This is a genomic window from Spirochaeta isovalerica (assembly GCF_014207565.1).
GTDB classification, from domain to species: domain Bacteria; phylum Spirochaetota; class Spirochaetia; order DSM-2461; family DSM-2461; genus Spirochaeta_F; species Spirochaeta_F isovalerica.
The window spans coordinates 219,079-242,492 of sequence record NZ_JACHGJ010000002.1 but is presented as its reverse complement, the minus strand read 5'-3'; the positions used below and the strand labels follow the sequence as shown (position 1 = coordinate 242,492).

The following is a 23,414-nucleotide window of genomic DNA, read 5'->3' as shown; positions in this document are numbered from 1 at the left end:
CATTTGTAAAGCTATTTCTACACAAAGTAACTTTTTGTAAAAAATCACTTGTTCAATAGCCAATCTCAAGAGAGAATGTATGAAAGTAATACAATTTGAATCGGAGGAAATAATTAATGGACAAGTTTTTTAAACTGACCGAAAAAGGTACCAATGTAAAAACTGAAATCCTTGCCGGTATCACCACTTTCCTGACAATGGCCTACATTCTGGCCGTTAACCCGGGAATACTCAGTGCTACAGGTATGGACGCCGGCGCGGTATTTACTGCGACAGCTCTTTCATCTTTTATTGCGACTCTGGTAATGGCTCTCGTTGCCAATCTGCCTTTCGCTCTGGCTCCCGGTATGGGTCTCAATGCCTTTTTCGCTTTTACTGTTGTTCTGGGAATGGGAAAATCCTGGCAGTTCGCTCTGACAGCTGTTTTCCTTGAAGGAATCATTTTCATCCTGCTGACACTCTTCAATGTTCGTGAAGCTATTATCAACAGCATTCCGCTGAACCTGAAAAGAGCTATCTCCGTCGGTATCGGTCTGTTCATAGCATTTATCGGTCTACAGAACGCAGGCATCATAGTCGATGACCCTGCCGTTCTTCTGAAACTTGGCAGCTTCTCCAGCGGTCCTGTTCTTGTTGCCCTGATCGGTCTTGCCATTATCGCCGTACTTCATGCTTTTAAAGTAAAAGGATCTTTGCTAATTGGTATCATAGCTGCCACAATCGTCGGGATCCCACTTGGGGTAACCAATCTGGAAGGTTTCAAATTATTCAGCGCTCCAGCATCTCTTTCCCCGATCTTATTCAAGTTCGAATGGAACAGCATTCTTTCATTTGATATGTTCGCCGTTCTCTTTACTTTCCTCATGGTCGATATGTTCGATACAGTCGGGACTCTGGTCGGCGTATCCACAAAAGCGGGAATGCTTTCAGAAGACGGAAAAGTCCCCAGAGCGAAACAGGCTCTTCTGGCAGATGCAATCGGAACAACCGTTGGTGCCTGTCTGGGAACCAGTACTGTTACAACTTATGTTGAAAGTGCGGCAGGTGTTGAAGAAGGCGGAAGAACCGGACTTACAGCTCTGACAACAGCGATTCTTTTCCTTCTGGCTGTTTTCCTCTCTCCCATCTTCCTGGTTATCCCCGGCGCAGCAACAGCTCCCGCCCTTTTAATGGTCGGTCTGTTCATGATGTCGCCGATCAAGGAAATCGAGCTGAACGAAGTTACCGAAGCGCTTCCGGCCTTCCTGACTATCATCATGATGCCTCTCACCTACAGTATTTCCGAAGGTATATCTTTCGGTATTCTCAGCTATGTACTGCTGAAAGTAGCGACAGGAAAAGCTAAAGATGTAAGCATTATGACTTATATCGTCGCTGCGATCTTCCTGTTGAAAATCATCATCGGCTAAACCGACCGGATTGAATATTTATACATCCGCCTCCACCGGGGCGGATTTTTTTATCTATTCAAAAGCTAGCCTGAAGCTATAACACTATATTCTGACTGTCATATTGTCTGATTTTACACATATAAAGCTTTTACATAAATGTAGAAAATATTCATTGACGATGCATAATCGCTGTTTTTTATTCTCCGGGATTTATTGACAAGCTCATTCCTAAACGGGACAATTGTGCTGAACAATGAATCAAATCAAGGAGTAAGGATATTATGAAAAAGATTTATGCATTAATGCTGGCTCTTTTGCTGGCGACAGGAACTCTTTTCGCATCGGGCGGCCAGGAGGGAGCAGCTGCCGATGATCAGGGAGGAGAAGAAAAAGTCAAAGTGGGATTCGTTTACATCGGCCCGGCGGGAGACTTTGGATGGACCTATGCTCACGAGCAGGGACGTCTCTATCTGGAACAGCAGCTTCCCTGGGTTGAAACCGTAACTGTGGAAAGCGTTCCCGAAGGTGATGCCGTAAGATTTATAGACAGAATGGTTCAGCAGCAGAAATGCGATGTCATTTTCACAACCAGTTTCGGTTATATGGACGATACGGTTCAGGCCGCTGAAAAATATCCTGACACGACCTTTTTTCACTGCTCGGGATTTAAAAGAGCCCCTAACCTGGGAACTTACATGGGAGATATGTACCAGATCTACTACCTGAACGGCCTTATATCCGGTGCCATGACGGAAACCGATAAAATCGGTTATGTCGCTGCCTTCCCGATCCCCGAGCTGTTCCGTCATATGAATGCTTTCGGACTGGGAATCAAGGAAGTCAATCCCGCCGCGACAGTCAATGTTAAATGGACTTACGCCTGGTACGGGCCGGATAAAGCCAGAGAAGCCGCCGAAGCTCTCGTTTCTGAACAGTGCGACGTACTCGGATTCACAGAAGATACGCCAACAGTTATCGAAGTGGCTCAGGAACATATGGAAAAAGGCGATCGGGTTTTCGCACTCAGTCACTACAGCCCCATGGAAGCCTACGGCGAAGATGCGACGATTACCGGCCAGCTGACAGACTGGGGAGTAATATACGAGCAGGTCATGAATGATTACAAAGCCGGAAAAACCGCCGATCTGACAAACTACGATCTCTTATGGCTAATGAAAGAGAATGCCGTGGAACTCGGTGCTTCTTGGGATGAGAAGATAAACCCGAAATATGTCGATGATCTTAAAAACAAAATGATCGACCACGCCGAGTTCGGAAATATCTCAGTTTACGACCTTGTTATGAAAAGATATGACCAGATGAAACAGGGAAGAGAGGTATTCGATCCCTTTACTGGACCTATCTACGACCAGGACGGGAATATGACAGTTGCCGATGGGGAAATAGCATCCATCGGCCATTTGTTTGCAGAAATGATGTATCAGGTAGATAACTTCGCCACGCCTCTGCCCCAGAACTGATAGAGCACAAAGAGCAAAACTATAAAGGGGGACCCTGGCGTCCCCCTTTTTCCGTAAACAGGCATCAGGGAGTATGGAATTGAAACGCATAGAAAAACTGGAAATGAAGGGGATCTGCAAATCCTTTGTCGGCGTCAGAGCCAACAGGAATGTCGATCTGACCATTGAAAAAGGGGATATTCTCGGTCTTCTCGGTGAAAACGGAGCTGGGAAAACAACTTTGATGAATATCCTCTACGGCCTGTATATGCCCGATGAGGGACAGGTACATGTCAATGGCCAACCTCTTCATCTCAAGAGCCCCAAAGACAGCATGAAGGCGGGAATCGGTATGATTCACCAGCATTTCATGCTTATTCAGAAGCACACTGTTCTGGAAAATATAGCTCTCGGCTATGCCGATGCCCCTTTCTTCTTCCCTCAGAAGTACATGAGAAAGAGGATTGAAGAATATTCCCGCAAGTTCGGTCTGGAAGTTGATCCCGATAAAAAGATCTGGGAACTCTCTGCAGGAGAACAGCAGAGAGTGGAGATCCTCAAAGCACTGCTCCGCAACGCCGATCTGCTAATTATGGATGAACCCACATCTGTTCTGACACCCCTTGAAGCCGATGAGCTCTTCGAGATTTTGAGAAAGATGATCAAGGAAGGCCATTCGGTCATTCTTATCAGTCATAAGCTGGAAGAGATTATCAGCATATGCAACCGCGTCATGGTTATGCGAAAGGGCGAAGTGACAGGAGCCGCGGAAATAAAAGATGTAACAAAAGTGGATCTGGCCAGAATGATGATCGGCCGCGAGATCAGCGCTTCCTATGAGAAAGCCGATATCAGGCCCGGGGAACCGGTTCTGGAAATATCATCGCTTTCGGTGAACAGTGATCAGGGCCTGCCCATAGTGAAAAATATCACTATGACAGTCTCCCGCAACGAAATACTGGGTATCGCCGGCGTATCGGGCAACGGCCAGAGAGAATTGGTCGAAGCCGTAACGGGCTTGCGCCGATCCGAAGAGGGAACAGTCTCCCTCCAGGGACGGGAAGTGACGAACAAATCGGCCAGGACAATACACAATCTGGGAATCAATCACGTTCCCGAAGAGCGCATAAAGTTCGGGACTGTCGCCAATCTTCAGCTCTTTGAAAACTCGGTTCTGAAAAAACATCACGAAAAGCCTTTCAGCAAAAACATGCTGATGAATTATCCCCTTATTAAAAATCATACCGACTCGATAATCGAGAAATTCCATGTCGACGCGGCATCCATAAACGTTCCCGTAAAAAACCTTTCGGGAGGCAACATTCAGAAACTCATTCTTGGGCGGGAAATCGCTTCGGAACCGAGCCTTCTCATTGCAGCCCATCCCACCTACGGACTCGATGTCGGCGCGGCGGAATACATACGGAAAGAGCTGATCAGCGCCCGGGACCGGGGCGGCGCCGTCCTTCTCGTATCTGAGGACCTTGAAGAGCTATTCCAGGTCTGCGACCGCATAGCTGTTATGTTCGAAGGAAAAATCATGGGCATTGTCGATCCATCCAACTGCGATATCGATGAAATCGGACTGATGATGGCCGGAACTTCCTTCGAAGGAAAAGGAGAGACAAACTGATGACTGTAACCATACTGCCCAGAGAGAAAACATCAGCTCTCTTTAATGTTCTAACCCTCCTGGGATCCCTATTAGCGGGCCTCGTCGCTGTGGGAATCGTCTTTCTCCTGAAGGGAATCAATCCATTCTTCGCTATCGGAGAAATATTCATAGCTTCTTTCGGAAGCGCCTTCGGCTTCCAGGAAACGCTGACAAAAGCCATTCCACTCATTCTCATAGGCGCCGGTCTCGCCCTGGCCTACAGAGCGAAGTTCTGGAACATCGGGGCGGAAAGCCAGCTTCTTCTGGGTGCTGTTTTTGCCACCTGGGTGGGACTCAAGCTAGGCCCGGGTCTTCCGGCATGGGCTATTCTGCCGCTTATGTTCCTGGCCGGTTTTATCGGCGGAGGATTATGGGGGCTGATCCCGGCAATCTTCAAGGTCCGGTTCGGAATCAATGAAGTCATTTCTACGCTGATGCTGAACTACATCGCCGCGGAGTTCGTCAAGTATCTCGTAGTCGGCCCCTGGAAAGGGGAAACAAAATACGGCTACCCCTATACGGACGATCTGCCGGACCAGGCGATTCTACAGCATTTAGGTTCGACGAGAATATCGGTGCTTATGCTGATCATAGCTGTCAGTGCGGCCCTGATTCTGGCATTTCTTGTGTACCGGACCCGATTCGGTTATGAGATCCGGGTTATCGGAGAAAATCCCGAGGCGGGTCGCTATGCGGGTATCAATTTTTTCCGTACGTCGCTGATTATGATGTTTATTTCCGGCGGCGTGGCAGGTCTGGCAGGTGTGGGAGAATTGAGCTCAATACACCATCACCTCAGCTATCCGGATACGATAAGCGCGGGATACGGTTTTACGGCCATTATCGTCGCCTGGCTGGGACGGCTGAATCCGGGATTCTCCATTCTGTCGGGACTCTTTTTTGCCGGAATCATCGTCGGAGGAGATGCTATACAGATGTCCATGGGGCTTCCCGCCACAACAGTTAATGTGTTTAACGGCTTAATACTTATTTTTCTTATCGCGGGAGATTTTCTCCTGAACCACAAAGTCAGATTTCAAAGGAGAGTCCTCTAATGCTCGAAATAATAACATCCATACTGGTCAGAACCGTTGTAGCCGGAACACCCCTCCTGCTGGGAACCATGGGCGAGGTTATTTCCGAAAGGGCGGGAATTCTCAATCTCGGAGTCGAGGGAATGATGTCACTCGGTGCGGCGACTGGCTTTATCGTAACCTTTACTACCGGAAACCCCTGGCTCGGACTCATGGCAGCTACTATTGCGGGAGCTCTTATTTCCGTAATACACGCTTTCGTAACTGTTTCACTCAGAGCGAACCAGGTTGTTTCCGGACTGGCTCTTACCATGCTGGGGCTCGGTTTGAGCGGACTTTGGGGAAAACCTTATATAGGACGTCCTCTCACAACAAAAATGCACGCCATCAAAATCCCCGTGCTTTCCGATATTCCCGTAATAGGGAAAGTGCTTTTCTATCAGGATCCCTATTTCTACCTGTCGGTCGCATTGGGAATTCTTGTCTGGTTTCTGATGAAACACACAAAAGTGGGGATTACAGTCCGGTCTGTCGGAGAAAACCCCAAAGCAGCGGAAACTCTTGGAATCAATGTAGCAAGAGTCAAATACCTCTGCGTTATGGCGGGAGGAGCTTTTGCCGGCATGGCCGGTGCACACCTTTCTACAGCTTACAGCAAATCATGGATTGAAGGAATGACTTCCGGAAGGGGATGGATTGTCATCGCTTTGACGATTTTTGCACTCTGGGAGCCTGCCAGGGCCTTTGTCGGGGCCTATGTCTTCGGCGGGATATTCGTTATCCAGTATGTGCTTCAACCTCTGGGGATTTCGCCCAACCTTCTGGCCATGCTCCCCTATGTGACAACCCTCGGCGTGCTTCTGTTCTACGGAATGAGCAAGAGCGGCAAACGTAAAATGAGTGCCCCGGCCACTCTCGGAGAGCCCTATATCCGCGGTTCACGCTAATAATACAATCTGCCGAAGTTAATTCAACGTACTTCGGCAGCTCGAATAAATCGAATCATGCCTGAAAGAAGAAGTATAAGAGAAAAAAAAGTTCAGCTCTTTTCCACAGTAAAGCTATCCACAAACAATTCGAGAAGCTTTGCCGAGTTCTCCGGCACAAAGCTGTCGAGCAGAACCATCTGAAAAGCGAACGACTCAATCATGGCGAAGATCTGATCGACCGTTTCGGCTACGGGAATATCTTTAAATTCCCCCTGCCTTTTTCCCTGATTGATCAGAACGGAAAAGAGGTAATGCAGACGGACAGTCCGCCTCTTGATTTCTTCCGAGTAATCGTTGCCTTTCCGTTTCATTTGAAAGAGAAAATCGACAAGAGATACAATGAAAGGCTTGTTGGTATAGCTTTTATTAATGACATCGCGGCAGATAGCTTTCAGTTTCCCTTCATAATTGAGCGATTCGTCGCGTGAAATCTTCTTGTATTCTTTGAAGAGATCGCCCGTCACATGCTTGATGGCGAACTGAAAGATCTGTTCCTTATCTTTGAAGTACTGGTACAGAGTGGGCCGTGATATTTTACAGACATCGGCAATATAAGAGAGATTGGTATTCTGAAAACCTTTTTTCGCGAATATGAGAAGGGACTGTTCCAGAATCTGTCGCTTCCTGGTTTCGTGATTGATTATCTTCGGCATTCTTCTCCGGTCTCCTGCGCCAATTTTTTAAAAGAGAAAGGAGGCTTCACAAAAATGAAGCCCCCCATGCGGTTTTTTCAGAGGGATAAAAATATAATTTTGTTTTCAGCTTTCCGGCAACGCCGGTTCGATATACTTGCGCTGAATTGCGAGGTAAAAAATTACAATTTTTAGTCTTCTAAAACCACATCTTTGCCATAGTCGATCCCTTCAACATCAAATCCATGAAGCTGAAGGAAATCCTTCCTATATCCAATAATATCTGTTACTTCAGCCAGGGTTTCCGTGGAAACCTTGTCCCAAAGCTCAGATACTTCGGCCTGAACATCATCCCTCATTTCGAGGTCGTCGATCCTGATTCTACCTTCCGAATCGACAGGGGTTTCCCCCTCTACATAGAGTCTCTCATCAAAGAGACGGTAGATCTGCTCCATACAGCCCTCATGTATACCCTTCGCCTTCATCACTTTAAAGAGGATGGAGATATAAAGGGAGACAACAGGGATATAGGCACTGGCTCTGGTCACGAGGGCTTTATTGACCGAAACAAATGCCCGGCCGCCTTTGGCTTTCAGTTTCTCATCGAGTTTGAGAGCCGTCGCTTCCAGGTGCTCTTTCGCCTTACCGATCGTTCCGTTTCTGTATATGGAAGCGGTAACTTCAGGACCGATGTAGGAATAAGCCACTGTCTTTACATCGTCGGCCAGAACACCTGCTTCGCCAAGCGTATTAATCCAGATTTCCCAGTCCTCGCCGCCCATGACTTTTACGGTGTTTTCCACATCGCCTTCCTGGGCCGGCTCGATCGTCAGATCCCGGACCGTTTCCTTCATGAAGTCAACACTCTTGGCCGTAAAGGATTCACCCAGAGGCTTAAGAGCGGATTTGTGAAGTATCCCTGTTGCGGGATCAGTCCGTACGGGGGAAGCCAGACTGTATATAATGAGATCGACTTTTCCGAAATTCTCTTTTATCAATCCGATCACTTCTTCCCTGATCTCGTTGGAATAAGCATCGCCATTTATCGTGTGAGAAAAAATGCCGGCCGCTTTTGCCTGACGGTCGAATTCGGCATTGTTATAGTAACCGGGTGATCCTGGTTTTTTAGCTGTCGGTTCTTTCTCGAAAGAGATTCCGATCGTCCCGGCTCCTGAAGAAAAGGAAGCCGCGATTCTCGAGGACAGACCGTATCCCGTGGAACAACCGATAACAAGAGCGTTTTTCGGACCTTCCACTTTTTTCCGGTTTTTTGTCCACTCTATCTGCTCTTTCACCATAGCTGCGCAACCATCGGGATGAGTGGTCAGACAGACATTGTTGATAATCATCGGTTTTACATGAACTGAAGCCATTACATCTCCTCTTTGGAGCCGACTACGCACATCCATGATGCTTCGGCTGCCACATCGTCGCCGACATAGGCTTTTCCGCTCTGCTTTATCATTCTTCCGGAGATGCGGTCGTTTTTAATTTCAAATCTCACTTCGTCGCCGGGACGGACCTGTTTTCTGAATTTCGCCTTCTCTATTGTCGCGAGAAAGAAAAGGGATCCTTCGGGCAGAACACCGGCCTGGTTTACTCCGGCGCCGCCGCACTGGGCCATGGCTTCAACGAGAAGCACACCGGGCACCACGGGGTATTCGGGGAAGTGACCCTTAAAGAAATACTCTTTATCGGTGTAAAGCCTGTATCCGACGATATTTTCTTCGGTAACTGTTTCCAGTCTGTCCACATAGAGAAAAGGGTCTCTATGGGGAAGAAGTTTTTCCATTTCACTCATAATTCTTAATCCTTGTATCTCTGTATTATCAGGGCGCCGTTATGTCCGCCGAATCCCAGGGAATCGGAGAGGACCGTATCGATCTTCCCTTCTACAGGTTTATTGGGCACGTAATCGAGATCGCATTCCGGATCGGGGTTGTCCAGATTATACGTAGCCGGGAATATGTTATTTTGAATAGCCAATACGGAAATAATGGCTTCCAGTCCGCCAGCCGCACCGACCAGGTGCGATGTCAGCGATTTGGTGGATGACACTTTCAATTTGTAGGCGTGGTCTCCGAAAGCCCCTTTGATCGCTTTGGTTTCAATGGGGTCGTTCGTGGGGGTGGAAGTACCGTGAGCGTTGATATAATCAACCTCTTCCGGCTTGATTCCCGCATCTTCCAGAGCCATCTGCATACAGCGGATCATTCCCGCGCCGTCCGGGTCGGGAGCTGTAATATGTCCGGCATCACAGGTTACACCGTAACCGGTCACTTCCGCCAGAATATTGGCCCCTCTTTTTCTGGCGTGCTCCAGCTCTTCAAGAATCAGAACACCGGCTCCTTCGCCGAGAATAAAACCGTCTCTGTCCTTATCAAAAGGACGGCAGGCTTTGAGAGGTTCATCATTTCTCGTGCTGAGAGCATGGATTTTGTGGAATCCCGCTGCGGCCAGCTTGGTAATGGCTGCCTCTGTCCCTCCGGTCACGATAACATCGGCCTGATTGTTTCTGATGGCGTTGAGGGATGCACCGATAGCATCGGTTCCCGAAGCACAGGCAGTTGCCAGAACGTAACAGGGTCCCTTCAGACCATACTCGATGGCGATGTTCCCCGCTCCCTCATTGGTTATCATTTTGGGAACGGTCATGGGAGCGACCTTGGAAGGTCCTCTTTCAATAATGTTTTCAAGCTGTTCTTCCACAACTTCAAAACCACCGATACCGTTCCCCAGTATGACGCCGGCTCTCCAGGGATCGAAAGCCCCTTCCTTCAGAAGCCCGGCCTGTTTCATGGCCTGATCAGCAGAGACGACTGCGAACTGTGTAAAAAGAGCCATCTTCCTGGCGCTTTTGCTATCGATATAATCGGAAGCATTGAAATCCTTAACTTCGCCTACGATGCGCGCGCCGTACTCTTCAGCGGGGAAACGGGTCAGCTCTCCGATTCCCGATTTACCCTCCATCAGACCTTTCCAGGTATCATTTACATTATGGGCTATGGGGTTTACAGTCCCCATCCCGGTTATCACAACTCTTCTTCTAGCACTCATTTCACAAAACTCCTACATTGCCATTCCGCCGTCGACGCTCATAACCTGACCGGTAACGTAACGGGAAAGATCGGAACCGAGGAAAAGCGCCATATTGGCAATATCTTCGGGCTGGCCGAGTTCCTGCATGGGGATCTGAGCGACGATAGCCTCTTTCTGCTTATCATTGAGTTTGTCTGTCATGGGAGTCACGATGAATCCCGGGGCAATAGCATTGGCTCTGACGCCCCGGCTTCCGAATTCTCTGGCCAGAGTTTTTGTAAAACCGATGGCACCGGATTTGGAAGTCACATAGTTCGCCTGACCGGCATTACCCTGAATTCCGACAACGGAAGCCATATTGATAATGGAACCTTTGATTTTCTTTTTAACCATGGCTCTGACAATCGGCTTGGATATATAAAACATGCTGTAGAGATTGACTTTGAGAACCAGGTCCCAGTCTTCGGCTTTCATTCCGAAAAGGAGGCCGTCTTTGGTAATTCCCGCGTTATTGACGAGAATATCGATTCCGCCGCTCTTCTCGAGGATCTGAGCGACCAGATCGTTCATCTGCGCTTCGTCCGCAACATTTCCGAGGAAAAGCTCGAGCGTTCTGCCTTTTTCCACAGCCAGCGCTTTCAGAGAATCGAGATCCTGCCCTTCATCGAGAGAGATGATATAGACATCGGCACCGTTTTCCAGGTATTTCTTTACGATTTCCATTCCGATACCCTGGGTACCGCCTGTGATTAATGCTTTTTTTCCTTCTAACATTTTTGCCTCCATATATTGCAAACTTACCAGCGCAGAAGATTTCCGCCGTAAGCCAGTCCGGCTCCGAACCCGACTGTGAGAATCAGATCTCCCTTCTCAAGAAGTCCTTTTTCATCCATTTCATTCAGTGCTATGGGGATAGTCGCCGCCGAAGTATTGGCGAACTCCTCGATATTGAGGTAGAACTTATCCATACTCATGCCCAGACGCTTAGCCGCAGCCTGGATAATTCTCTGATTGGCCTGATGGGGAACGATGTACTTCAGGTCATCAATAGAGATATTGTGTTTCTCCATTAGGATCCTGATAACTTCCGTCACCGACCGTACGGCGAAGTTGTAAACCTGTCTTCCATCCATAAAGATAAAAGAGTCCTCATCGACCGGTTCACCAATTACCAGGGGGTTTTTCGAACCGCCCTTATGCACTTTGAGAGCTTCCGCTCCGCTTCCTTCCGATCTGAGATATTTGTCGAAAATATCCGATTTGTCTTCATTGGTATGGGAAAGAACTACAGCTCCGGCTCCGTCTCCGAAGAGAACGCAAGTGCTTCTGTCATTCCAGTTCAGATAGGTAGAGAGTTTTTCAGCCCCTACGACCAGAACTTTTTTCATTCCTCCGAGGATCATCGATCTGCCGACTTCCAACCCGTAAATAAAACCGGTACAGCCCTGAGCCAGATCGAAAGCACCGGCATTTTTCGCTCCCAGCTTATCCTGCAGAATACTGGCAGAAGCCGGGAAAATCTTGTAATCGGGTGTGCTGGTCGTAAAAATGATACAATCCAGCTCATCCACGGTAACGCCTGCTTTTTCAAGCGCTCTCAGAGAAGCCTGATGGGCAATATCCGTACAGGTTTCCTCTTCCGATGCTATATAGCGGGAACCGATTCCCGTATGGGACCGGATCCACTCATCAGAAGTATCTATATTATAGATTTCAGCGAGCTGGTCATTCGACACTCTGTTCGGCGGAGTGTACGCGCCCACTGACAAAATTTCTACCGCCATCAAATATCCTCCGGGATCAAATCAACATAACAGTAATAACTGTATTGTTAACACTTTAAGCTAAAATGTCAATAATAACACTTACCCCTGAATCTGTTATAAACAAACTCTCTCGAAAAAAATTGTTCTGCGGCTCATATTCTGTTAAGGTTTACCTATGAACGGTGCTGTACTGGCGGGAGGAAAATCCTCCCGAATGAATTTCCGCGACAAATCAACCCTTTTATTCAATGGTGTTACCTTTCTGGAACTGATTGTTTCCCGGCTGGAGAGATTCAGCAAGGTCCTTGTCATTTCCAACAACAGCACTTCTGCGGATTTTCCCCGTATCGAAGCCGATTTTTACCGGGATATCATTCCCGGAATCGGTCCGCTGGGCGGCATCTACACAGCTCTGACCCATTCCGATGAGGAACAGGTCTTTTTTACAACCTGCGACATGCCGCTCATCTGCGAAGAAGTCATAAGCCCCATCGCAGAAGCCGGTGTTGAGTACGACGTGATTGTTCCGGTACACAATGGCAGATACGAGATGTTGTTCGCCGTTTACTCCCGCAACTGCCTCCCCCGCATCAAAGAGATGATTGCCGCGAAACGCTACAAGATTACGGGTATTTTTGAAGATGAATCTCTGAGAGTGAAAAAAGTCACGGTTGATGAAACTTTTATGGCTTATCTGAAAAACATCAATACTCCCGAAGAATACGGCACACTTTCCTCCCGTAAGCGTTGAAAACCCATTCTCTTTTTTTCTCTGTCTGTTTATATTATTTCTTGTTAAAATAATGGCAGGAGAATAGAGATGAACAAAGAACCCTGGACTTTTCTGGAAGAATACAGAGGTACTGATTTTAAAGGTCAGTGGCCTACTCTGCCGGAGATGCTGAAAATAACCGTAAAACGCTACCCCGAAAGAAGAGCTTTTACCAGCTTTTCTCCGGAACTGATTGAATTCAATTACAGCGAAGTGCTGGAAAAAGTAGAAATGTACGGGCAATACCTTCATGGAATCGGTGTAAAAAAAGGAGACAGGGTCGGCGTAACCGGTAAAAACTCACCGCAATGGGCCCTTGCCTATCTGGGGATTCTCTTTGCCGGAGCTATCGTTGTCCCTCTGGATTACGGACTGAAAAACGAAGAGATCCGGGGATTGATGGAAACAGCCGGAGCAGAAATTCTCTTCTGCGATGAGGAAAAATATGACTTTTTCAAAGAGGCGGGGCTGAAGGAACTCATAAGCCTCTCTCCGAAAAAAGAGAACTATATTCTGGATATAAACCATAAGGGATCAGTTGAATTTGAGCTCCAGGGAGAAGAAGATCTGGCGGCCATTCTCTTTACTTCCGGTACGACAGGAGTTTCCAAAGGCGTCATGCTGACCCACAGCAATTTTGTCAGCGACTGCTATCTGGCTCAGGCCAATATGAATATTTTCCATACCGATGTTTTCTACGCTCTGTTGCCCCTGCACCATTCCTATTCCATGCTGGCGGTTTTTATAGAATCCCTTTCGGTAGGCGCTGAAGTGATTTTCGCCAAAGGTCTGGCTATACAGCAGATACTTAAGGACCTGAAAAACGGAAAAGTCACCATGTTCCTGGGAATCCCCATGCTTTTCAATAAGCTGATCAAAGGCTTGATGAAGGGAATCAGAGAGAAGGGAATTGTTGTGTACGGATTAATCCGCTTCCTCATGTGGCTGAGCGGTATCATTAAAAAATATTTTCATGTCAACCCGGGAAAAAAGATGTTCGGCTCCATACTGAAGCAGGTATCGCTCGATACCAACAGGATCTGCATCTGCGGGGGAGGTCCTCTGCCCGAATCGACTTTTAAAATGTTCAACCAGCTCGGAATCGATTTCGTCCAGGGATACGGGCTTACTGAAACCTCACCTATTGTCGCCCTGAATCCCAAGGAAGCCTACAGAGAAGCATCGGTGGGGAAAATGATCCCCCGGACGACGACGAAAATTCTGGAACCCGACGAAAGAGGCTGCGGAGAGATAGCCATCAGCGGTCCGATGGTCATGAAAGGATATTATGAAAATCCCGAGGCAACCGCCGAAGTCCTCACTGAAGACGGTTTTCTGAAAACCGGCGACGTCGGTTATCTCGATGAAGATAATTACCTCTACCTGACCGGCCGGGCCAAATCGATGATAGTTACGGAGGGAGGAAAAAATGTCTTCCCCGAAGAAATTGAAGATAAGTTCCAGCTCTACGATGAAATCGAACAGATCCTGATACGCGGTTTCCTCCTCGACGAAAAAATGAAGGTCGAGGGGATCGAAGCTCTTATCTACCCCTCCGATGAGGGCAAAAAAGATGGAGAGGAAAGATTCCGGGCGATCATCGATGAGGTGAACCGGGAGCTGAAAGCCTATCAGAAAATCAACCGTCACAGGATCCTCGATGAACCGATGGAAATGACGACGACCCGGAAGATCAAGAGGTTTGCCGTCGAGTAGACCGAAGCTTCCTACTGATCCTGTTATCACAAAAAACTCCGGCCGTGACGCCGGAGTTTTTTTGTTTCTTTACAACACCCGTATCCATGATATAATTCTTTAATTATACATTTCCTCTAAAAGTGTAAATAAAAAATCTTTTTCAGAGAGACAAACGTCTACCTGAATTTAAATATTTTTTTATAGAATTATTCCGACGGTTGTATTACCGTATTCAAAATAACGTTACAAAAAATATCTGGAGGATATGATGGGTCTGAATTTGGTGGTGCTTGTAAAACAGGTACCTGATACTCAAAATGTAACCGGCGAAGCTATGAAAGAAGACGGAACAGTCAACAGAGGAGCTCTCCCGGCGATTTTCAACCCCGAGGATCTCTACGCGCTGGAAGCGGCGCTAAGAGTCAAAGAAAGTGTGCCCGGTTCCAAAGTGCACGTACTGACGATGGGTCCCCCGTCGGCTGAGCAGGTTCTGAAGGAATCGCTGTACAGAGGAGCCGATTCGGTGGCCCTCATAACTGACAGAAAATTTGCCGGAGCCGATACTCTGGCGACATCCTACGCGCTCAAATGCGCCATAGAAAAGACAGGCAAATACGATATCGTGTTCTGCGGTCGCCAGGCTATTGACGGCGATACCGCTCAGGTTGGTCCTCAGACTGCGGAAAAGCTCGGAATCAATCAGATCACCTGTGTGGATCACATCGAGCAGATCGATGATGACTCTCTGATTGCCAGACGGTCCATTGAAGGCGGATATGAAATAGTAAAATCTTCCTATCCCGTTCTCGTCACCATGACCGATGAAGGTCACGTACCCAGAACATCATCAGCCATAAAAGTTATGACTTACAAAAATAAAAAAGCCGGAGATCCCGAAATCCCCCTGTGGAGCATAGAGCATATCGGAGCTGATTTTGAAGCCTGCGGGCTCAAAGGCTCTCCCACAAAAGTGAAACAGATCGAATCGGTGGTTCTGAAAGCCCAGGAGCTTCAGATGATTGAAAACAGCGACGAAGGGCTGAATAACCTCATGCACAGCCTCATTACCGATCACACATTAGGATAGAGGAGAGAGTATAATGAGTAACAATATTTGGGTTTTCATCCAGCAGGATGACGGCAAAATAGCCGATGTGAGCCTTCAGCTTGTCAGCAAGGCAACCGACCTGGCCCGTGATTATAACAATAAAACCGGAGAAGCTGTACAGGTGGAAGCTCTTCTCTTCGGTGAAAACATAAAAGAGATGGCCGCCGAGCCGGTAAAGTACGGAGCCGATAGAGTTTTCTGTGTTGATGATTCGAGGCTGAAATACTACACCCCCGTTCCCTATACCAAGGTTCTCGTCGATCTGATTAAAAAGGAGAACCCCCAGATTATCCTCTACGGCGCCACAACCACAGGACGGGACCTCGGTCCCCGGGTCGCCTCTTCCCTCAAAGTGGGACTGACCGCCGACTGTACGGATCTTCAGATAGGAGATTACGAATCCAAAGGAGAGACCTACAGCAATATCCTCTACCAGATCCGTCCCGCCTTCGGAGGCAACATCGTAGCAACCATCGTATCTCCGGAGAAAAAGCCCCAGATGGCTACAGTCCGCGAGGGAGTCATGAAGCTCAATGAGCCGGACTTATCACGGAAAGGGGAAATCGTCAATGTTCCTTCCATCGTAGAAGATGCGGACTGCCTGACAGAAATCATTGAGAGAGTACAGCAGGACAAAGCTGTTAATCTGACAGCTTCGCAGATTATCGTTGCCGGCGGAATGGGCGTGGGAACCAAAGAGGGATTCGACATCATAGCCGATTTCGCGAAAACCATCGGAGCCGACCTCGCCGCCTCACGTGCCGCTGTCGATGCGGGCTTTATCCACAAGGATCATCAGGTAGGCCAGACAGGAGTCACAGTCCGTCCCAAGCTGTACATTGCCTGCGGAATATCTGGCGCCATTCAGCACAGAGCGGGAATGGACCAGAGCGCCAAGATCATCGCCATTAACAATGATCCGGACGCGCCTATCTTCCAGATAGCCCATTACGGTATCGTCGGAGAGATAAACGACGTCATCCCAAAACTGAAAAAAGCCTTTAAGGCGAAAGCATAAGGAGTCCGCAAATGGCCAATTTTCTACAAGACAACGAAGATATTCTGTTCCATCTGGAGCATATGGATATAGACAGAGTCATCACTCTCAAGGAAATGGAGTTTGCCGACAAAGGCAAATACCCCCATGCCCCCAACGATATTGACGACGCAAAGGATTCCTATAAAAAGGTTCTGGAAATAGTCGGGGAAATCTGCGGTGATTACCTGGCACCCCAGGCCGCTGAAATTGACAAAGAAGGCGTAAAACTGGTTAACGGAGAGGTTCAGTACGCAAAAGGAACGGCGGAAGTTCTCGATCTCTTCGCCAAAGCCGACCTGATGGGTTTCGCCCTGCCCCGCAAATACGGAGGCTTGAACTTCCCCACGCTTATGACATCGATCGCCGCCGAAATGGTAATGAGAGCCGACGGTTCCTTTCTTAATTTCGGTCTCCAGCAGGACATCGCCGAAACCATCAACAAATTCGCTTCGGAAGAGCAGAAGATGAAGTACCTTCCGAAACTCTGTACGGGAGAGCATGGCTCCTCCATGATCCTGACCGAGCCCGATGCCGGATCGGACCTTCCCGCCGTAGCGCTGAGAGCCTATCAGGATGAAAGCGGCCAGTGGTATCTCCACGGGGTAAAAAGATTCATAACGAACGGTTGCGGAGAAATCGGACTGGTACTGGCCCGATCAGAAGATAAAACAGGAGCCAGAGGGCTTTCCCAGTTCATCTACAAGCGGGATTCGAAAATGGTTATCCGGAGACTCGAAGACAAACTGGGAATCCACGGTTCGCCAACCTGTGAACTCCAGTTCAACGATGCGCCCTGCGAGCTCATGGGAGAAAGAGGGCGCGGCCTCACGGAATACACCATGTGGCTTATGAACAGCGCCCGGCTCGGAATCGGCGCCCAGGCTGTGGGAATCGCCGAGGCGGCCTACAGGGAGGCGGCGAAATACGCTTCGGAAAGAGAGCAGTTCGGAAAGAGCATTGACACCATGGTTCCCGTTTATGAGATGCTGACCGACATGAAAGTCTCTATTGAAGCGGGACGAACGCTCCTCTACGAAACGGCCAAAGTCGTCGATATAAAAGAAGGCCTGGAACACATGGCTGAAGTGCATCCGGAAAAAGCAGCTGAGTTGAAAAGCGAAATGAAGCTTTACAGAAAACTGGCCGGCCTGCTCACTCCCATGGTTAAAGCCTACGCCACGGAAATGTGTAACAAAGTCGCTTATGACGCGATCCAGATCCATGGCGGAACCGGTTATATGCGGGAGTTCAACGTAGAGCGCCACGCCCGGGACGCGAGAATCACCAATATCTATGAAGGAACGACTCAGCTTCAGATCGTGGCGGCCAGTCCCGGCGTAACTTCCGGAACCGCTAAAATGCTGATCGATGAATTCGATCAGGAAGACTACAGCCACATGGGAGAGACACTCAACCTGGTAAGAGAAGCCAAAGAGAAACTCTACGCCGCGGTGGAACTTGTCAACTCGGCCAAAAACAAAGTGTACAGCGACTACCACTCGCAAAGGCTGGTTGAAATGGCGACAGCCATTATTCAGTCCTATCTGATGATGCGGGATGCCAGGCACAGCGACAGGAAGAAAAAAGTCGCCGAGCTTCACATCGAAAAAGCGTACTCGCTGGTTGAGCACCACAGGCACTTTATCGCCGAAGGAAGAGCCGTGCTTCTCGATCACTACATGGATATCATCGGCTAATAAGTTTTTCCTGTTTCAAGGCCGCCTGAGGGCGGTCTTTTTTTTCAAACGGCTGTTTATCTTGAGTATTTATCTTCCAATTCCGAAAGGTGCCGGTTCCTGATCGAAGCAAGCTCCGACCAGATCTGCTCCGCCAGAGATCTGTTTCTCCCGACGAGATTGTCCGACAGCATGAGATAGTATTCCTTTGTCGCCACCGGCGGCGTCACTTTCACAATATCTTTATATAACCGCACATTTTTTCTCAGTATGCTGTCTCCTGTAATATCCTGAACAACGATACCGTCGAGCCGGTTTCTCTCCAGCATAAGGAATCCTCCTTCGGTGCTCTGGAACTCGAAGATCCTGTAACCGGAAAGCTTCAAATCGGATACGATCGAATAACCGAGAGGCGCGCCGAGAGAGAGCTGAGAAATGCCGGTAAAAACCGAGCCGTTCCAATCGAGGCCGGATTCAGCTTTCGTATAAAGCGAATAGGATATAACTGTTATATTCCTCGATGTATCGACCGGTCCCTCAAGTGTTCCGTCCACGGTTGGATACCAACCGATTTCAAGGCGCTCCTTACTGTAGCTGGCATTAAAGATTCCATCGACCTGATTGTTCTTCAAACTGTAGAGGCACCTGGGCCATGGAAGCCGGACGAGCTCAATGGTAAGGCCGTCAATTTTCCTCTCCAGCTGAAGAACCATTTCAACAGCAATCCCCGGATCTGACCCGGGGACCCCACTACCATTGCCGAGATAATAGGGCGGCTGTTCCTTGTCTTCATAGGCGATCACCAGATGTTCCCCCTTAAGGGAACTGAAAAGGGAGAAAAGAAAAATGATTACAATTCCAAACTTTTTCACATGACCGCCTGTCTTTATTATAGTCCCAAATCCCTCAGATTGTTTGCTTTTAAAATAGATTATTCCGATAATTGAAGTATGAAGCCCGTTGGAAATGAAGAACAGAAAGATGATTCCGTCAAAGAGATTATCGAATCGGTTATGGAACAGGATTGTCCCGAGCTGCCGGTTCTGGAGGATTCCTCTTCCGGAGAGCCCGATACGAACGGCTCTGTGGAAATCCACATCAGCCCCGACAAAATGTCTGTGCTGGTATCATTTTTTCCGCACCTCGGCAATGGGAAACGTCTCAATACGGGAGATGTCGTATCTCTGCTCTCGGAACGGGGTGTTGACCGCAGTCTTGTAAACCGGGAAGCCATAGATAACGCTCTGTGGACCTGTGAAGAAGATTCAAGTTCCGTCAAGGATGTGGAAGTGGCGCGGGGAATCCCCCCCCGAAGAGGGAGATGAAGAACATATCGAACTTCTGCTCAATCCGCAGCAATACATCCGGGCCATGAACCTCATTCGGCGCGATCTGAAAAAACAGAAAATAAATTACAAAAACATTACCCACCTGTGCATTCTCGAAAAAGATACGCCGGTAGCCATCCATTGCAAAGCCGTGCCGGGGAAAAACGGAGTAAACATCAATGGCGAGGAAATTCCATGCAAGATCAAACAGCACGATTCCATTAAAATCGGCGACAACCTCCTCATGAATGAATCGGGATATATTCTGTGCGCCACACAGGGAGAGTATATTTTTGAAAACGGCACAATTGCCATAAACGAAGTTCTGACCATCCGCAAAGGAGTCAACTACCATACGGGCAATATCCATTTTCCCGGTGCCGAGGAAATTTACGGCGAAGTAAAAGACGGTTTTAAAATACAGGCGGGGAAGGACCTGCACGTATACGAAACCCTGACAGCGACCGACGTTCTCTGCGGAGGCAGCCTGACGGTCCACGGAGGGGGAATCATAGGCCGGAAAGAACACAAGGTCATTGTGGAAGAAACAGCGGCAGCCAACTTTATTGAAAGAGTCCATCTGGAGGCGAAAAAAGGTATCAGAATAAAAAAGGAAGCTTATCTATCCCGCCTTTACACAAACGGCAAGGTTATTTTTCAGCCCGGAGGCAAGCTGATAGGGGGTGAAACATACAGCCAGAACGGCCTGGAGGTGGATCAGCTGGGAAACGGCAAATATCTGAAAACGGAAGTCTACGCGGGCATAGATTACAAATTGATGAAAATGCTCATCCAGATAAAATCATTTCGCGATTCCCTATTGGACCTGAAGACCCTGAAGTCCGATAACGGAAAAGAGAACTATGATGAACAGATACTCAAATGCAACCTCAGCATGGAATATCTTCTGGAACATCTGGATCACGATGAGAATGCTGAAATAACAGTAGCGGGAACAGTTTATCCCGGCACGGTCATTCACATATGCAACGCCCGCCGCCCGATTACGGAAGAGATGAAGAAAGGGACTTTCAAGCTTGACAAGGAAAAGGGAGTAATCGCTTTTAATCGGTTCTGACGATATAAAGCTCCACCGCATCAATAATCTGCTGATAGCCCGTGCAGCGGCATAGATTTCCGCTGAACGCCTTCCGGATTTCCTCTCTTGAAGGATGCGGATTTTTTTCAAGAAGATCCAGCCCTTTCATAATCATACCGGGAGTACAGAAACCGCACTGGATGGCACCGGCATCGATAAAAGCCTGCTGAAGCGGATGCAGCGTACCGTCGGCACTCTCCACCCCTTCAATGGTCACAACTGATTTTCCGACAGCTTTGCCAAGAGGCACCACACAGGACTTTTTGGCAACACCGTCTATTAGTACCGTACAGGCTCCGCAGGCACCGACTCCGCATCCGTTCTTCGTACCAGTCAGTTCCAGGTCTTCGCGAATATAGTTAAGCAGCTTCTTATCCAGTAGAGAATCATCAAAATGATAAATCCTACCGTTTACTGTTATCTCATTCATTACGCTTCTCCTTTGAGCTTGATGGGCAGTGAGTACTGGCGGGCTCCGGTTGCATTATACACAGCATTGGCGATCGCCGCGGCGGCTATTTCCGTGGCCGGCTCCCCTATTCCTTTAACACCTGACGGCGTAGTGCGGTCTTCATTTTCGATAATAATGGCATCGATCTCCGGCATATCGATGGATTTGGGTATCTTGTACTTATTGAAGTTCGGATTCATGATCCTGCCGCCTTCAATCTGCAGATCTTCGGTGAGAGCCATTCCCAGTCCCTGGGCGATACCTCCGTAAATCTGCCCCTTAACCAGTTCGGGATTGATAGCCCGCCCCACATCATGTCCCGCCGTCGCTTTGGTCACTTTGATTTTTCCCGTCTTTTTATTGACGGTGAGCTCAACGACATTACAGCTGTAAACATAGGTGAAGTAGGCATCCCCTGCTCCGATTTCATCATCCCAGGAAACCCTCGGTGCCTTGTACTCACCGAAAGCGAAGGGATAGGTTCTGTGGAGAAACATTTTGTGCATGGCCTCTTCCCAGGAAAGAGAGTAGCTTCCCCCGGCGACCAGCCTGTCTTTTTCAAAACGGATATCTTCGGGGTCGCAGCGGAAATCATCACTCAGCGTTTCCCTTATTATTTTTTTCAGTTTGGCAGAGGCTTTGCGGACGGCGCTGACCCCCATCATGGTTCCCCTCGTCGCCACAGTGGTTCCGCTGTCAGGTATGGATGTGGTCGACGAGCGGTTGTAACGGATACGGGAAAGAGGGACATCGAACTCCTCGGCCAGAGCCAGCATCATGACGGACTGGGCTCCCTGCCCGTTTTCATGGATTCCCGTATCGAGAACGATCGAACCGTCGAACTGGCAATTGACCATACAGGCGGCGAAATCAAGACCTTCGGCTCCGACACTGGAACCTCTGTAGGAGATAGCCAGCCCTGTGCCGTACAGCTCATCGCTATCGGATATACCGCGGCTGCTCTTTTTCACATTTTCAAGATATCCCGATTTCTCGATGACCTTATCCATGACCTCTTCCATAGAGACGATATGGCTGTCCAGTTTCTGTCCCGTTATGGTAATGCTGTCCTGCCGGACCATATTGATCCGACGGAATTCAATGGGATCCATTTCCATTTCTTCGGCGCAGATATCCATCATCTGTTCGATGGCGAAGTTGACCTGGGGGGTTCCGAACCCCCTCATGGCTCCTGTAAAGACATTATTCGTCATAACGCCGATCACGTCGGTGTGGACATTATCCACGACGTAGGGACCGGCGCACTGGGCGGTGGACCGCCAGGTCGACCACGGCGTCGTTGATGTAATTCCCCCCGATTCGGAGAGCATATAGGTATCGAGAGCGAGGATTTTCCCTTCCCGGGATAATCCGTATTTATATTTCATGATATAGGGATTCCGCTTGTAGCTCTCCCGGAATGACCATTCGCGGTCATAGAGTATTTTAACCGGGATCCGGAGCAACGATGCGGCGAGCGCTGCCCGCGCGGCAATAACCGAAATGGTATCGTCCTTACCACCGAAGCTCCCCCCAGTGGGATGGCTGTATACGACGAAGTCGGCAAACTGCCGGTTCAGAAAAGCGGAGCAGTAACGCCTGGTGCTGAAGGGGTGCTGGAATGTACCGTAAAGCTCTATCGTACCGTCTGTCAGAGGGTTGGCGAAAGCACACTCAGGTTCCATGTAGGAGTGCTCGACAAAAGGAGTGCGGAATTCCCTTTCCACGATTTTATAACAGGCGGGAAAAACAGCTTCCGCATTGCCGCGGCGAACGTGATGGTGGGTCACTTTATTGCCGGGAAACATATCGTTTACCAGGTTGGTCTCTGCACCGAGGGCTTTTTCCTGATCGAGAACCGGTTCCAGTTCTTTCAGTTCATATGTGACCAGAGCCGAGGCTTCCAGTGCGATTTCTCTTGTATCGGCTACTACCAGAGCTATAACATCCCCATGATAGCGGATTTTCTCTTTGGCAAAAATGTAGTGATCGTGTTCTATCTGGCCCCAGGCCGGCTCCCCGGGCACATCTTTCCAGGTGAGGACTTTTCTCACTCCGGGATAAGCCTCCGCTTCGGATGTATCAATACTGATAATCTGGGCGTGAACCGAATCGGTATAGACGGGAACCCCGTGAATCATACTATGGAACGTATAATCGTCTGCGTATTTTGCACGGCCGGTGACTTTCGCGACCGCATCATTGCGAAATACTTTCTTCTCTGAATCTTCCATAATCAGGTAAGCCTCCAAAGGTAAACAAGTTTTTATCGCAATCT

The 23,414-nt window shown here is 48.6% G+C and carries 21 protein-coding genes; 12 read left to right on the top strand and 9 right to left on the bottom strand.

The genetic code is table 11. The features are described 5' to 3' along the window. The first annotated feature begins 116 nt into the window (after window positions 1-116). From HNR50_RS05985 to HNR50_RS05965, 5 genes are all read left to right on the top strand, one after another. Window positions 117-1,409 (top strand): NCS2 family permease, encoded by a 1,293-nt coding sequence (locus tag HNR50_RS05985; RefSeq protein ID WP_184744897.1) that lies wholly within the window; start codon window positions 117-119, stop codon window positions 1,407-1,409. 263 nt (window positions 1,410-1,672) lie between these two features. After that, complete coding sequence (locus tag HNR50_RS05980; protein ID WP_184744895.1) at window positions 1,673-2,872, top strand: BMP family ABC transporter substrate-binding protein; 1,200 nt, start codon at window positions 1,673-1,675, stop codon at window positions 2,870-2,872. A 79-nt stretch (window positions 2,873-2,951) separates the two neighbouring features. Beyond that, window positions 2,952-4,484: an ABC transporter ATP-binding protein gene (locus tag HNR50_RS05975; RefSeq protein WP_184746282.1), complete on the top strand. Its 1,533-nt coding sequence runs from the start codon at window positions 2,952-2,954 to the stop codon at window positions 4,482-4,484. Beyond that, window positions 4,484-5,560 (top strand): ABC transporter permease, encoded by a 1,077-nt coding sequence (locus HNR50_RS05970; protein WP_184744893.1) that lies wholly within the window; start codon window positions 4,484-4,486, stop codon window positions 5,558-5,560. Before HNR50_RS05975 ends, HNR50_RS05970 begins: the two co-directional genes overlap by 1 nt. Beyond that, complete coding sequence (locus HNR50_RS05965; protein ID WP_184744891.1) at window positions 5,560-6,486, top strand: ABC transporter permease; 927 nt, start codon at window positions 5,560-5,562, stop codon at window positions 6,484-6,486. Before HNR50_RS05970 ends, HNR50_RS05965 begins: the two co-directional genes overlap by 1 nt. A 92-nt stretch (window positions 6,487-6,578) precedes the next feature. Here HNR50_RS05965 and HNR50_RS05960 read toward each other — a convergent pair whose 3' ends face one another. The 6 genes from HNR50_RS05960 to HNR50_RS05935 form a co-directional block, all read right to left on the bottom strand. Beyond that, window positions 6,579-7,181, bottom strand: coding sequence for a TetR/AcrR family transcriptional regulator (locus HNR50_RS05960; RefSeq protein ID WP_184744889.1), 603 nt, complete (start codon window positions 7,179-7,181; stop codon window positions 6,579-6,581). Window positions 7,182-7,351: 170 nt separating this feature from the next. After that, the gene (gene fabV, locus HNR50_RS05955; RefSeq protein ID WP_184744886.1) at window positions 7,352-8,533 is read right to left on the bottom strand and encodes an enoyl-ACP reductase FabV; all 1,182 of its coding nucleotides are present in this window, start codon (window positions 8,531-8,533) and stop codon (window positions 7,352-7,354) included. Then, entirely contained in the window at window positions 8,533-8,961 is a 429-nt protein-coding gene (fabZ, locus tag HNR50_RS05950; RefSeq protein WP_184744884.1) for a 3-hydroxyacyl-ACP dehydratase FabZ, read from the bottom strand. The genes fabV and fabZ overlap by 1 nt, the downstream gene beginning before the upstream one ends. Window positions 8,962-8,966: 5 nt before the next feature. Further along, the gene (gene fabF / locus HNR50_RS05945; protein ID WP_184744882.1) at window positions 8,967-10,217 is read right to left on the bottom strand and encodes a beta-ketoacyl-ACP synthase II; all 1,251 of its coding nucleotides are present in this window, start codon (window positions 10,215-10,217) and stop codon (window positions 8,967-8,969) included. Window positions 10,218-10,229: 12 nt separating this feature from the next. Then, window positions 10,230-10,973 (bottom strand): 3-oxoacyl-[acyl-carrier-protein] reductase, encoded by a 744-nt coding sequence (fabG, locus tag HNR50_RS05940; protein WP_246433897.1) that lies wholly within the window; start codon window positions 10,971-10,973, stop codon window positions 10,230-10,232. 23 nt (window positions 10,974-10,996) lie between these two features. Then, window positions 10,997-11,983: a beta-ketoacyl-ACP synthase III gene (locus HNR50_RS05935; protein ID WP_184744878.1), complete on the bottom strand. Its 987-nt coding sequence runs from the start codon at window positions 11,981-11,983 to the stop codon at window positions 10,997-10,999. Between the two features lie 157 nt (window positions 11,984-12,140). Here HNR50_RS05935 and HNR50_RS05930 point away from each other — a divergent pair, with 157 nt between their 5' ends. The 5 genes from HNR50_RS05930 (at window position 12,141) to HNR50_RS05910 (ending at window position 18,279) form a co-directional block, all read left to right on the top strand. Beyond that, a complete protein-coding gene (locus tag HNR50_RS05930) occupies window positions 12,141-12,716 on the top strand; it encodes a molybdenum cofactor guanylyltransferase (RefSeq protein WP_184744861.1) in 576 nt (191 codons plus the stop codon). A gap of 69 nt (window positions 12,717-12,785) precedes the next feature. Further along, a complete protein-coding gene (locus tag HNR50_RS05925; RefSeq protein WP_184744859.1) occupies window positions 12,786-14,453 on the top strand; it encodes an AMP-dependent synthetase/ligase in 1,668 nt (555 codons plus the stop codon). A gap of 250 nt (window positions 14,454-14,703) precedes the next feature. Then, on the top strand, window positions 14,704-15,522 hold the full coding sequence (locus tag HNR50_RS05920; RefSeq protein ID WP_184744856.1) for an electron transfer flavoprotein subunit beta/FixA family protein: 819 nt from the start codon (window positions 14,704-14,706) through the stop codon (window positions 15,520-15,522). Between the two features lie 13 nt (window positions 15,523-15,535). Beyond that, window positions 15,536-16,561 (top strand): electron transfer flavoprotein subunit alpha/FixB family protein, encoded by a 1,026-nt coding sequence (locus HNR50_RS05915; protein WP_184744854.1) that lies wholly within the window; start codon window positions 15,536-15,538, stop codon window positions 16,559-16,561. 11 nt (window positions 16,562-16,572) lie between these two features. After that, the gene (locus tag HNR50_RS05910; protein WP_184744852.1) at window positions 16,573-18,279 is read left to right on the top strand and encodes an acyl-CoA dehydrogenase family protein; all 1,707 of its coding nucleotides are present in this window, start codon (window positions 16,573-16,575) and stop codon (window positions 18,277-18,279) included. A gap of 56 nt (window positions 18,280-18,335) precedes the next feature. Here HNR50_RS05910 and HNR50_RS05905 read toward each other — a convergent pair whose 3' ends face one another. Next, window positions 18,336-19,130 (bottom strand): transporter substrate-binding domain-containing protein, encoded by a 795-nt coding sequence (locus HNR50_RS05905; RefSeq protein ID WP_184744850.1) that lies wholly within the window; start codon window positions 19,128-19,130, stop codon window positions 18,336-18,338. A 78-nt stretch (window positions 19,131-19,208) separates the two neighbouring features. On the opposite strand from HNR50_RS05905, the gene HNR50_RS05900 reads away from it, so the two are divergent. Further along, window positions 19,209-19,583, top strand: a complete 375-nt coding sequence (locus HNR50_RS05900; RefSeq protein ID WP_184744848.1) for a flagellar assembly protein A — start codon at window positions 19,209-19,211, stop codon at window positions 19,581-19,583. Continuing rightward, window positions 19,513-20,664 (top strand): FapA family protein, encoded by a 1,152-nt coding sequence (locus HNR50_RS05895; protein ID WP_184744846.1) that lies wholly within the window; start codon window positions 19,513-19,515, stop codon window positions 20,662-20,664. The genes HNR50_RS05900 and HNR50_RS05895 overlap by 71 nt, the downstream gene beginning before the upstream one ends. On the opposite strand, the gene HNR50_RS05890 is transcribed toward HNR50_RS05895, so the two are convergent. Both HNR50_RS05890 and HNR50_RS05885 read right to left on the bottom strand, forming a co-directional pair. After that, window positions 20,651-21,115, bottom strand: a complete 465-nt coding sequence (locus HNR50_RS05890; protein ID WP_184744844.1) for a (2Fe-2S)-binding protein — start codon at window positions 21,113-21,115, stop codon at window positions 20,651-20,653. The genes HNR50_RS05895 and HNR50_RS05890 overlap by 14 nt on opposite strands. After that, window positions 21,115-23,370, bottom strand: coding sequence for a xanthine dehydrogenase family protein molybdopterin-binding subunit (locus tag HNR50_RS05885; RefSeq protein WP_184744842.1), 2,256 nt, complete (start codon window positions 23,368-23,370; stop codon window positions 21,115-21,117). The genes HNR50_RS05890 and HNR50_RS05885 overlap by 1 nt, the downstream gene beginning before the upstream one ends. Window positions 23,371-23,414 lie beyond the last annotated feature (44 nt).

What these genes read in the sequence shown, in the direction of transcription:
- fabF (WP_184744882.1), bottom strand. Translation starts at nt 10,217, where the DNA reads ATGAGTGCTAGAAGAAGAGTTGTGATAACCGGGATGGGGACTGTAAAC.
- HNR50_RS05965 (WP_184744891.1), top strand. Translation starts at nt 5,560, where the DNA reads ATGCTCGAAATAATAACATCCATACTGGTCAGAACCGTTGTAGCCGGA.
- HNR50_RS05910 (WP_184744852.1), top strand. Translation starts at nt 16,573, where the DNA reads ATGGCCAATTTTCTACAAGACAACGAAGATATTCTGTTCCATCTGGAG.
- HNR50_RS05930 (WP_184744861.1), top strand. Translation starts at nt 12,141, where the DNA reads ATGAACGGTGCTGTACTGGCGGGAGGAAAATCCTCCCGAATGAATTTC.
- HNR50_RS05915 (WP_184744854.1), top strand. Translation starts at nt 15,536, where the DNA reads ATGAGTAACAATATTTGGGTTTTCATCCAGCAGGATGACGGCAAAATA.
- fabV (WP_184744886.1), bottom strand. Translation starts at nt 8,533, where the DNA reads ATGGCTTCAGTTCATGTAAAACCGATGATTATCAACAATGTCTGTCTG.
- HNR50_RS05970 (WP_184744893.1), top strand. Translation starts at nt 4,484, where the DNA reads ATGACTGTAACCATACTGCCCAGAGAGAAAACATCAGCTCTCTTTAAT.
- fabG (WP_246433897.1), bottom strand. Translation starts at nt 10,973, where the DNA reads ATGTTAGAAGGAAAAAAAGCATTAATCACAGGCGGTACCCAGGGTATC.
- HNR50_RS05900 (WP_184744848.1), top strand. Translation starts at nt 19,209, where the DNA reads ATGAAGCCCGTTGGAAATGAAGAACAGAAAGATGATTCCGTCAAAGAG.
- HNR50_RS05925 (WP_184744859.1), top strand. Translation starts at nt 12,786, where the DNA reads ATGAACAAAGAACCCTGGACTTTTCTGGAAGAATACAGAGGTACTGAT.
- HNR50_RS05890 (WP_184744844.1), bottom strand. Translation starts at nt 21,115, where the DNA reads ATGAATGAGATAACAGTAAACGGTAGGATTTATCATTTTGATGATTCT.
- HNR50_RS05885 (WP_184744842.1), bottom strand. Translation starts at nt 23,370, where the DNA reads ATGGAAGATTCAGAGAAGAAAGTATTTCGCAATGATGCGGTCGCGAAA.
- HNR50_RS05980 (WP_184744895.1), top strand. Translation starts at nt 1,673, where the DNA reads ATGAAAAAGATTTATGCATTAATGCTGGCTCTTTTGCTGGCGACAGGA.
- HNR50_RS05935 (WP_184744878.1), bottom strand. Translation starts at nt 11,983, where the DNA reads ATGGCGGTAGAAATTTTGTCAGTGGGCGCGTACACTCCGCCGAACAGA.
- fabZ (WP_184744884.1), bottom strand. Translation starts at nt 8,961, where the DNA reads ATGAGTGAAATGGAAAAACTTCTTCCCCATAGAGACCCTTTTCTCTAT.
- HNR50_RS05960 (WP_184744889.1), bottom strand. Translation starts at nt 7,181, where the DNA reads ATGCCGAAGATAATCAATCACGAAACCAGGAAGCGACAGATTCTGGAA.
- HNR50_RS05985 (WP_184744897.1), top strand. Translation starts at nt 117, where the DNA reads ATGGACAAGTTTTTTAAACTGACCGAAAAAGGTACCAATGTAAAAACT.
- HNR50_RS05920 (WP_184744856.1), top strand. Translation starts at nt 14,704, where the DNA reads ATGGGTCTGAATTTGGTGGTGCTTGTAAAACAGGTACCTGATACTCAA.